General features: G+C 68.5%; 9 protein-coding genes and 2 pseudogenes. 7 read left to right on the top strand and 4 right to left on the bottom strand.

Annotation, left to right across the window (positions count from 1 at the left end; genetic code table 11):
- Both N1F89_RS19750 and N1F89_RS19745 read left to right on the top strand, forming a co-directional pair.
- Positions 1 to 203: pseudogene (locus N1F89_RS19750) on the top strand (hypothetical protein); the annotation flags it as partial.
- Positions 204 to 532: 329 nt separating this feature from the next.
- Positions 533 to 1,515: pseudogene (locus tag N1F89_RS19745) on the top strand (IS1595 family transposase).
- 274 nt (positions 1,516 to 1,789) lie between these two features.
- Here the strand turns inward: N1F89_RS19745 and N1F89_RS19740 are convergent.
- The gene (locus N1F89_RS19740; RefSeq protein ID WP_290086164.1) at positions 1,790 to 1,960 is read right to left on the bottom strand and encodes a hypothetical protein; all 171 of its coding nucleotides are present in this window, start codon (positions 1,958 to 1,960) and stop codon (positions 1,790 to 1,792) included.
- Between N1F89_RS19740 and N1F89_RS19735 the strand changes: the two genes are divergently transcribed.
- The 4 genes from N1F89_RS19735 to N1F89_RS19720 all read left to right on the top strand — a co-directional run bounded on the left by N1F89_RS19735 (position 1,959) and on the right by N1F89_RS19720 (position 6,878).
- Entirely contained in the window at positions 1,959 to 2,912 is a 954-nt protein-coding gene (locus tag N1F89_RS19735; protein ID WP_290086163.1) for a hypothetical protein, read from the top strand. The two genes, N1F89_RS19740 and N1F89_RS19735, sit on opposite strands and share 2 nt — an antisense overlap.
- A 601-nt stretch (positions 2,913 to 3,513) precedes the next feature.
- Positions 3,514 to 5,664, top strand: a complete 2,151-nt coding sequence (locus tag N1F89_RS19730; protein ID WP_290086161.1) for a PBP1A family penicillin-binding protein — start codon at positions 3,514 to 3,516, stop codon at positions 5,662 to 5,664.
- Positions 5,665 to 5,758: 94 nt separating this feature from the next.
- A complete protein-coding gene (locus N1F89_RS19725; protein WP_290086160.1) occupies positions 5,759 to 6,343 on the top strand; it encodes a DUF1214 domain-containing protein in 585 nt (194 codons plus the stop codon).
- Positions 6,336 to 6,878 carry a DUF1254 domain-containing protein gene (locus tag N1F89_RS19720; RefSeq protein WP_290086159.1) on the top strand — a complete coding sequence of 181 codons (543 nt, stop codon included), beginning with the start codon at positions 6,336 to 6,338 and terminating at the stop codon, positions 6,876 to 6,878. Before N1F89_RS19725 ends, N1F89_RS19720 begins: the two co-directional genes overlap by 8 nt.
- Positions 6,879 to 6,976: 98 nt before the next feature.
- On the opposite strand, the gene N1F89_RS19715 is transcribed toward N1F89_RS19720, so the two are convergent.
- Positions 6,977 to 7,150, bottom strand: a complete 174-nt coding sequence (locus N1F89_RS19715; RefSeq protein WP_290086158.1) for a hypothetical protein — start codon at positions 7,148 to 7,150, stop codon at positions 6,977 to 6,979.
- A 225-nt stretch (positions 7,151 to 7,375) separates the two neighbouring features.
- On the opposite strand from N1F89_RS19715, the gene N1F89_RS19710 reads away from it, so the two are divergent.
- A complete protein-coding gene (locus tag N1F89_RS19710; RefSeq protein ID WP_290086157.1) occupies positions 7,376 to 8,323 on the top strand; it encodes a DUF2336 domain-containing protein in 948 nt (315 codons plus the stop codon).
- On the opposite strand, the gene N1F89_RS19705 is transcribed toward N1F89_RS19710, so the two are convergent.
- Positions 8,310 to 8,657: a DUF1491 family protein gene (locus N1F89_RS19705; RefSeq protein WP_290086155.1), complete on the bottom strand. Its 348-nt coding sequence runs from the start codon at positions 8,655 to 8,657 to the stop codon at positions 8,310 to 8,312. The genes N1F89_RS19710 and N1F89_RS19705 overlap by 14 nt on opposite strands.
- A gap of 37 nt (positions 8,658 to 8,694) precedes the next feature.
- A partial coding sequence (locus N1F89_RS19700; RefSeq protein ID WP_290086154.1) for a peptidoglycan-binding domain-containing protein occupies positions 8,695 to 8,983 on the bottom strand: 289 nt, incomplete at its 5' end.

Below are 8,983 nucleotides of genomic sequence, written 5' to 3'. Positions count from 1 at the left end.
CGGGCGTCCCCGCCGCCAGCCGCGAAAGCCGCGTCCGCGTTCCGCCCGCCGCACCGGCCGCCCGGCCACGCGGCGCCCGCCGGCCGCCGCCCGCCGCACCGGGCGATGCCGCGCCGTCGCCGGCGCGCACGCTGCCGCCGTCGGCCGAGCGCGTCGGTGCCGAACGTCTGGCCATGGCCGTTCTCCGGGCTGGACTGGGCTAAGCTGGAAACTGAATCGCATGCGCCGCCGGACGCGCAGACGCCGCCCGCAGACGGCAGACGGCAGACGGCAGAAACGGCACGGACCCAGCGACGGACACGAAAACGCCGCCCCGAAAGGCGGCGCGAAAACACATGCGCGCGGCGCACAGCCGCCGAGCCCTCAGCCATCCACGATGGCGCGCCCCGGCCCCCTGCGCCCCGCCGGCGCAACAATCCGACGATGCCCGAACCCTAGCAAAGCCCCGTCACGCCGTCAAGGACTTTTTTCCTAATTATATACTTAACGTACCACGCTCGCTTCGCGATAAGTGACGCAAGGAGAGACGGCCATGTTCACCATCACCAACGAGATTTATCAGGACGCCAACAAGGCTCGCGAGCACCTGGAAGCCATCCACTGGCCGCACGGTCCGGTCTGCCCGCATTGCCGCAACAATCACCCCGACCGCATCACGAAGCTGGAAGGCAAGTCCACGCGTCCCGGCGTCTACAAGTGCAAGGACTGCCGCAAGCCGTTCTCCGTCACGGTCGGCACCGTGTTCGAGCGTTCACATATCCCGCTCAACAAATGGGTGCTGGCCTCGCACCTGATGGCCTCGTCCAAAAAAGGCATGTCCGCCCACCAGTTGCACCGTATGCTCGGCGTCACCTACAAGACCGCATAGTTCATGGCCCACCGCATCCGCGAGGCGATGAAAGAGGACGTGAAGTCCTCCGGCCCGCTCGGCGGCAACGGCAAGACCGTCGAGGCCGACGAGATGTATCATGGTAAGCGCGAGACGCCCCGCGCCTACTCCCGTGGCCGCAAGCCCGCGCCTACCAAATCAGGCAAGGCTGGCGGTGCGAACAAGCGCATCATAGTCGGACTTGTCGAGCGCGGCGGCCGGTGCGCACCTTCCATGTCAACAACGCCACCAAGGCGTCCGTTCGCGAGGCACTGGCGCGCAACGTCTCGCGCGACACCACACTCTACACCGACGAGTCCCGCCTCTACACAGACACTGGCACCGAGTATGCGACGCACCGCACCGTGAAGCATTCGGCAAAGGAATACGCCCGCCGCGAAGGCGACGTGGTGGTGCACACCAACACAATCGAAAGGGTGTTCTCCGTCTTCAAGCGCGGCATGTTCGGCGTGTGTCAGCATTGCGGCGAAGCGCACCTGCATCGCTACCTTGCCGAGTTCGATTTCCGCTACAATCGCCGCGCGGCTCTAAAGATCAGCGATGCAGAACGCGCCGAAGACATTCTCCGCATGGCCCGCGACAAGCGTCTCACCTATCGGCGGACTGGTGAAGCCGGTTGCGCCTAAGCAGACGGCGCGAAAGCTTCTGTTAAAACGAAAGAAGCGCCGACTCGACTCCGAGTAGGCGCTCCCTCATCATCTTAACTGGTTTTGCGATTCGATTCGCCACTTTCTCGGCTGCGCCTGATAGGCGGCGGGCTACAGCCCGAGGAAGGAGGTGATCCGCATGAGCAAGACCAAAATCGGCCGCAACGCCGGGAATGGGCAGTTCACGACCGTCAAGACGGCCAAGGACAACCCCAAAACTCACGTCGTTGAGACCATCAAAAAGTAAGACGGCCTAACTGTCTTCTTCCGGGCGGTTGTTCTTCGCGGGATTGCCGCCCGGTTTCTGTTCCTGATCTGACTCGCTTGCGCGAGACTTGCGGCCCGGATCAGGCGGGGTTTTCAACAGGCGTCGGAGGATCTCGTCGCCCTTCTCCTGGTTTTTGTCTTTGGGATTCTCTGGCATGGCATATCGGCTCTATCGGCGTGATCCGGTCATGAAAGGATCATGGTACTACGCCGTAAATTGCAAGGGATGTGGCGAGTTAATCTATGTCCTTGACGACAACTCAGGAGGCAAGTCCCCTGTGCGGATGACCGGCGACGGACAATTGAGTATCCCATGTCTACGCTGTGCCCATGATGACCTTTATTCGAAAGACGACATTAGCCTTGTTCAGGCGACAGAGGATCTAGACGGCGGGCGTCCGGAACGAATTGCCATTTCCCCCGCCTCGCGTAAGCCACTGTGGAAGGCATACCCGAGCGCAAAAGCGACATTTGGAGTTGGCTACATCGAAGACAGACCGGCGGCTGCCGCGATCGTCGGGCGCGTAATAACGGCATGGGCCGACATCGAGGTGCAGTGCGCCAGACTCTTGGCTGAGTTAATGGGGACGAATATTCCCGCTGCCGCTGCGGTCTTTGGATCGCTCCGAAGCAGCCGAGCGCAACACGATGCACTCAGCGCCGCCGCTGAAGCCGTGTTGAACGAGCTAGACTTCGAGTTGTTTACTGCTCATATGGCACGACGTTCTTCTCTCGAAAAAGAACGAAACGATCTGGCTCATGGTTGTTACGGCGTATCGGTCGCAATCCCGAACCACATTGTGTGGGTTGCTCAAGCAGACTACTTGGCGTTCTCAGCCGGGCGCGGTGATCCAGACGCATTTCGGAAAAAGCAGTTTGTCTATGAACTGGGGACTCTGGAACGCCTCGCGCAAGAGATCGAGGAATTCTACAATCAACTCGGCTTTCTTACCGGCTATCTGCGGGCGCGTCGTGACGGTCCGAACGGAGCAGCGTTCCGCGCTCAACGATACCCCCAACTATGTAGTCAACCTCATATCCGGCAGACCCTTGATCGTGCCCGAACTGCGAAAAGAGAACAGAAAGCTCGTGCGAAAGCACGCTCCTAAGATCGCACACGTCGATCAGTAAGGCGCCCTCTGTTCCCTCTCCTCCTGCTGCCGGCCTGTCAGCCGAGTCACTGCTCATTTTGCCTCTGGTACGTAAAGTATACAACTAAGACTTTTTTCCTATCAACGCTCCACCGGGAACAGGCCCGCCGCGAAGGCGGCGTGGTGATGCGCGCCAACACGCTTGAAAACGTCGCAGCGGCGACTTTGCGGCGCACGGTCCACCGAACAGCGAGCCAATGGCCGCCGCGCGGTGCGGCTCCACCACCCTCACACCCAACTCACGTCCGATAGATTACGCCGGTCCGAGCCGGTCTCGGGTTCGGCCTCGCCGTCATGTACGCAACGGCGATGCTGGTCCGCCTGGAGCCCGCCCCAACGTTGCCCGTCCGCCACAGCCGACAAAAAGCGTGCGCGGCGGTGAACCGGGCGCCGGTGCTGACGTTAGCCATGCAGCCCGAAACATCTTGTGAGCGGCGGCGAAATGGGAGACAAGGAGGCGGGGCCGCCAGAACCCGCGCCTTGAAATCGCCGGCGTGGCCTGCACGAGATGCGGCCGGACGCACGAGACAGGCAGCCGCGCTAGCAGAACAACCCGCCGATGGACAACCCGTTCGAACCCCGCAAGTCGAGGAGCCCGAAGGCGTCCAAGCTGCTCGAGCTTGATGCCTGGATCGACTCCACGCTCTACGAGGCGGGTTTCGCGGCCGGCGAGTGGTGGGAAAACGTCACCATCTTCTTCCGCCGCTTCCGCGTCTATGGCTGGCGCCGCGCCGCCGTCGAGCTGCTGAGCGAGGGCTTCACGCTGGGCACGGCCGGCTGCATCCTGCTCCTGGCGCTCGCCCTGCCCGCCTTCGAGGAGACGGCGCGCGACTGGCGCGCGCAGAACGCCTTCGCCATCACCTTCCTCGACCGCTACGGCGAGGAGATCGGCCAGCGCGGCATCATCCACCGCGATTCGGTGCCCGTCGACGAGCTGCCCGACCACGTCGTCAAGGCGGTGCTGGCGACGGAGGACCGCCGCTTCTTCGAGCATTTCGGCATCGACGCCATCGGCCTGGTGCGCGCCATGTTCGAGAACGTGCGCGCCAATTCCGTCGTGCAGGGCGGCTCCACCCTCACCCAGCAGCTCGCCAAGAACCTGTTCCTGACCAACGAGCGCACCTTCGAGCGCAAGATCAAGGAGGCCTATCTCGCGCTCTGGCTGGAGACCAACCTGACCAAGAAGGAGATCCTGCAGCTCTATCTCGACCGCGGCTATCTCGGCGGCGGCACCTTCGGCATCGCGGCGGCGGCCGACTTCTACTTCGAAAAGAGCGTCAACGAGCTGACGCTGGCCGAGGCGGCGATGATCGCCGGGCTGTTCAAGGCGCCGGCGCGCTACGCGCCGCACATCAACCTGCCGGCCGCCAGGGCGCGCGCCAACGAGGTGCTGACCAACCTGGTGCAGGCCGACTTCATGAGCGAGGGCCAGGTGCTGTCGGCCCGCCTCAACCCGGCCACCCCGGTCGACCGCGACGATCGCGACAGCCCCGACTACTTCCTCGACTGGGCCTTCGAGGAGATCAAGCGCATCGTGCCGCGCGGCGCGCCGCAGACGCTCGTCGCGCGCACCACCATCGACCTGGCGATCCAGCGCGCGGCCGAGGAATCGCTCGAGTTCCACCTGCGCCAGCACGGCCAGCAGTACGGCGTCGAGGAAGGCGCCATCGTGGTCGTCGAGACCAACGGCGCCGTGCGCGCCATCGTCGGCGGCCGCGATTACGGCAAGAGCCAGTTCAACCGCGCCACCCACGCGCAGCGTCAGACCGGCTCCTCCTTCAAGCCCTATGTCTACGCCGTGGCGATGGAGAACGGCTTCGCGCCCGATTCGGTGATCTCCGACCGGCCGATCTCGTGGGGCGGCTGGGCGCCGAAGAACTACACGCGCGGCTATGCCGGCCGCGTCAACCTGACCACCGCGCTGGCCAAGTCCTACAACACCGTGCCGGTGCGGCTGGCCAAGGAGCATCTCGGCGTCGGCCCGATCAAGGCGCTGGTCGAGGCGATGGGCGTGGAATCGCCGCTCAACGGCCACAAGACCATGGTGCTCGGCACCTCCGGCATGACGGTGATGGACCAGGCGACCGGCTTTTCCGTGTTCGCCAATGGCGGCCTGGCCGGCATGCGCCACGGCATCGCCCAGCTCCTCACCCATTCCGGCGAGGTGGTCTACGACGTGCGCCGCGACGCGCCGGCGCCGCGCCGGGTGCTGTCGCCGGAGGCGGTCGCCAAGATGAACTCGATCCTGGTGCAGATCCCCGAATGGGGCACCGGGCGGCGCGCCGCGCTGGAGGGCCTGCGCTCGGCCGGCAAGACCGGCACCACCCAGTCCTACCGCGACGGCTGGTATGTCGGCTTCACCGGCAACTACACGGCCGCCGTGTGGCTCGGCAACGACGACTACCGGCCGACCCGGCGCATGACCGGCGGCTCGCTGCCGGCCATGGTGTGGAACCGGCTGATGACCTACGCGCACCAGAACATCGACCTCAAGCCGATCCCCGGCATCGACAACCCGCTGCCGGAGGCCGACCCGGCGCTGGTCGCCGAGGCGGACGGGGCGGAAGGCGACGGCACGCTGCCCGAGGACCTCCGTCCGCCCGTGCTGTCGAGCCGCACCACCCAGGTGCTGCGCGGCATCGCCGAGGCGTTCCGCGAGGCGCCGGCGATCGCCGTCTCGCAGGCGCCCGAGACGCTGTCGGCGCTTTGAGGCGGGCCGCGCTGCGGCGCTTGCCGGCCGGCGGCCTTGCCGTGCGCAAGCCGCCTGGAGTATCGGGAGCGAAACGCTTCCGCGGCAGCCGGCCATGTTCAAGACGGTTTTCCTGACCCTGCTCACGCTCCTGATCGCCGTCGGCGGCGGGGCGGCCAGCGTGTGGCTGATGCTGGAGGCCGACATGGACGCCGGCGCCGTCACGGTCGGCGAGTGGTCCGCCTATCCCGACGCCGGCACCGAGCGCGCCAATCCCTACGCCCGGGCGCGCTTCGCCCGCGAGGGCGGCCTGGCGCTCGGCCAGGCCGAGGGCATCGCCTTCGTCGCGGCGCAGGATTCGGCCGGCGCGCCGCTCTCGCGGCGCTGCAGCTACGTGCTGGAGGGCCCGCTGCCGCCGGCCCGCTTCTGGACGCTCTATGCCGCCGACGGCGCCCAGGCGGCGCTGCCGCCGCGCGGCCGGCGCGCCGCGGCGCTCCATTCGCGCGCCGTGCTGCGCCGGCCCGACGGCTCGCTCGCGCTCGCGGTGGGACCCCGGCCGCGCGCCGGCAACTGGCTGGCGACGGGCGGCGACGGGCCGATGCTGCTCGTGCTCACCCTGTTCGACACGCCGGTCGCCAATGGCGGCCAGGTGCTCGACATCGCGCTGCCCCAGGTGCTGCGGACCGGCTGCGATGGCTAGGCTGCTCCACGCGTTGCTGCTCGGCCTGTTCGGCGCCGGCATCGTGCACATCGCGGTGCTGTTCCTGCTGCCGCTGCTCGGCGAGCGCGACGCCTGGAGCCAGCTCGCCGCGGCGGCCGACAGCTACACCGCCACCCGGCTGCCGTCGGCCGGCGCCGGCGCGCCGCTTCCCGCCCTCGCCGATCCGCTGTTCGAGGCGGTCGCCTGCCGCTTCGACCTCGCCGACGGGCCCGTCCATGTGCGCGGCGAGGGCGCGGTGCCGTTCTGGTCGATGTCGGTCTACGACCGGCGCGGGCTCAACATCTACAGCTTCAGCGACCGCACGGCGAACGACGCGCAGCCCGACTTCGTCATCCTGACGCCGGACGATCTGGTGGCGCTGCGCGCCGAGCTGCCGGCCGCCTATGCGGAGTCCATCTTCGTCGAGGCGCCGGTCGGCGAGGGCATGGTGGTGGTGCGCGCCTTCCGGCCGGACGACACCTGGCGGCACGTCGTCGACGGCTTCCTGGACTCCATCTCCTGCAGCCTGCGCTGAAGCGCTTCCAGGCGAAGCGGAAACCGGTTCGCCGTTCGCAAACGCGTGAACACAATGCGTTGGAGCCGATCTGCGATTCCGTGAAACGCGGAGCGGTTCTAAAGCTTCGCCGGCAGCGGCGCGCCGCCCGGCCCCGCGGCCGGCCTGTCGGCCTGCTTGCCGCGCTCGTAGCGCACGCCGGGAAAGATCACCACCGTCGCCGGCTTGCCGCTTGGCCGCGAGGCGGCCGGCCGCGGCCGCCGCCTGGGCGTGAAGGACAGTATCGTCGCCATGACTGCGCATCGCCCTCTCTGGGGCCGGAGCTCGGTGCAGCGCCTCCTGTCCCGCCAGTAGGCCCCGGGCTTGGTTAACGGCGGCTTAACCGGCCGCGCGGCAACGCGGTTAACAGCTTGCTAACGGATCGCGGTTACCGTGCGTGCGTGCCGTTCGCGTCGCCGGTTTGGCGCGGCGCGGCACGCCAAGTTCGTTGCGTGGGTGTTCGAGTGGGGCGCGGCCCGGTGTCGTCGACAGTGTTCAGGCAGGTCGCCATCGGCGGCGAGGCCGGCAAGGCCGAGCGGCTGTTCCGCGCCGCCGTCGCCGGTTTCTGCTCGCTCACCCGGCCGAGCCGGCGCGAGATCGCCCAGCTCGACGACCTTACCCTGCCGCTGTTCGACTGCGTTCCGGTCGAGGCGCGCCGCTTCGCCGCCGCCGCCCTGTCGGCCTGCAAGGCCGCGCCGCCGGGGCTGGTGCGGCGACTGTGCGACGAGCCGGTCGAGATCGCCGCGCCCATGCTGATGCGCTCGCCGGTGCTGAGCGACGTCGACCTGATCGGCCTGATCGGCCGGCACGGCCTCGGCCATGCCCGCGCCATCGGCCGCCGCGCCAGGCTCGACCCGGCGATCGCGGCCCTCGTCACCGCGCTGCTGGCGCAGGCCGAGACCGCCGCGGCGCCGGCCGGTCCGGACGCGGACGCCCGGCAAGGCCACCGGCCGGACGCCGGATCCGCCCGCTCGGCCGAAGAGGACGTGCGGGCGCGGCTCCGGGCGATGATGCAGCCGCACGAGCGGGCCGCCGAAAGGGCGCCCGCCCCGCCCCCGGCCTCGCCGCCCGCCACCCAACGCCGCGCCTACGAGCGGCTGCGCCGCGCCGCGCTGTCCGGCGTGGCGGGGCTCTACGACACCGCGCTCGCCGATGCGCTGGCGATCCCGCTCGCGGCCGCGCGCGCGCTCACCCGCGGCGACAGCTACGCCGAGCTGATGACCGGCCTGAAGGCGCTCGACCTGGCGCTGGAGGAGGCGTTTCTCGTCGTGTGCGCCATCTTCCCCGGCCAGTTCGGCCGCGTCGAGGCGGTGCGGCTGTTCGCCGAGCGCTATGCCGCGCTGGAGGCAGCGGCGGCGCGCGCCTGCGTGGCCGGCTGGTGCGAGCCGGACGAGACGCCCGGCGCCAGCGGCCTCAGGGCGTCGTGAGGGCGAAGAACCGCTCCGCCTCGCCGGCGCCGATCTCCAGCTCGACGACCCACAGATCCGGATCGAAACGGCTTTCGCGCTCCAGCCTGGCGGCGACCGCCGCGTCGTCGACCGCGTCCTGCAGCACGCTGAACAGCCGCTCTTCCGGCCGGGCCGCCTCGTAGCTCGTCTGGGCGGCCGGGCCGTAGAGGGCGGAAAGCCCGTCGCGGCCGCGCACCAGGATGAAGACCGCGCCGGCCTCGCTCGCGCCGCGCCGCATCACCGCGGCGTAGCCGCCGGCCGAGAACACGCGCCGCACCAGTGCGGAGACCCAAAGGTCGGTCGTCACCCGCATGCCAGATGCTCCCCCGGTTGCCCGCCGGTGCCGCGCGTCAGTTGGTCAGGCCGATCTCGGTCATCTTGGCGAGCACCGCGGCGTCCGGCTTGCCGGTGACGGGCAGGCCGAACAGCGACTGGAACTCGCGGATCGCCGCCTCGGTGCGCGCGCCGACGACGCCGTCGAGCGCTATGCCGTCATTGCCGAAGGCGCGCAAGCCCGCCTGGATGCGCACGATCGTCGCGTCGGGCGCGTCGATGCGCGGCGCCTGCGGCTCCTGCACGCTGGCCACTTCGACCGTCGGTCGCGGCGCGGCCGCGCGCACGGCCGGTTCCGCCGCGGCG

Source organism: Aquibium sp. A9E412, from assembly GCF_030398335.1.
GTDB lineage: Bacteria > Pseudomonadota > Alphaproteobacteria > Rhizobiales > Rhizobiaceae > A9E412.
Note: the sequence above shows the minus strand (reverse complement) of the source record. Positions and strands in the feature narration are given on the sequence as shown.

Coding starts and splice junctions, on each gene's coding strand:
- N1F89_RS19735 (WP_290086163.1), top strand. CDS start 1,959: ATGGCATATCGGCTCTATCGGCGTGATCCGGTCATGAAAGGATCATGG.
- N1F89_RS19740 (WP_290086164.1), bottom strand. CDS start 1,960: ATGCCAGAGAATCCCAAAGACAAAAACCAGGAGAAGGGCGACGAGATC.
- N1F89_RS19730 (WP_290086161.1), top strand. CDS start 3,514: ATGGACAACCCGTTCGAACCCCGCAAGTCGAGGAGCCCGAAGGCGTCC.
- N1F89_RS19725 (WP_290086160.1), top strand. CDS start 5,759: ATGTTCAAGACGGTTTTCCTGACCCTGCTCACGCTCCTGATCGCCGTC.
- N1F89_RS19720 (WP_290086159.1), top strand. CDS start 6,336: ATGGCTAGGCTGCTCCACGCGTTGCTGCTCGGCCTGTTCGGCGCCGGC.
- N1F89_RS19715 (WP_290086158.1), bottom strand. CDS start 7,150: ATGGCGACGATACTGTCCTTCACGCCCAGGCGGCGGCCGCGGCCGGCC.
- N1F89_RS19705 (WP_290086155.1), bottom strand. CDS start 8,657: ATGCGGGTGACGACCGACCTTTGGGTCTCCGCACTGGTGCGGCGCGTG.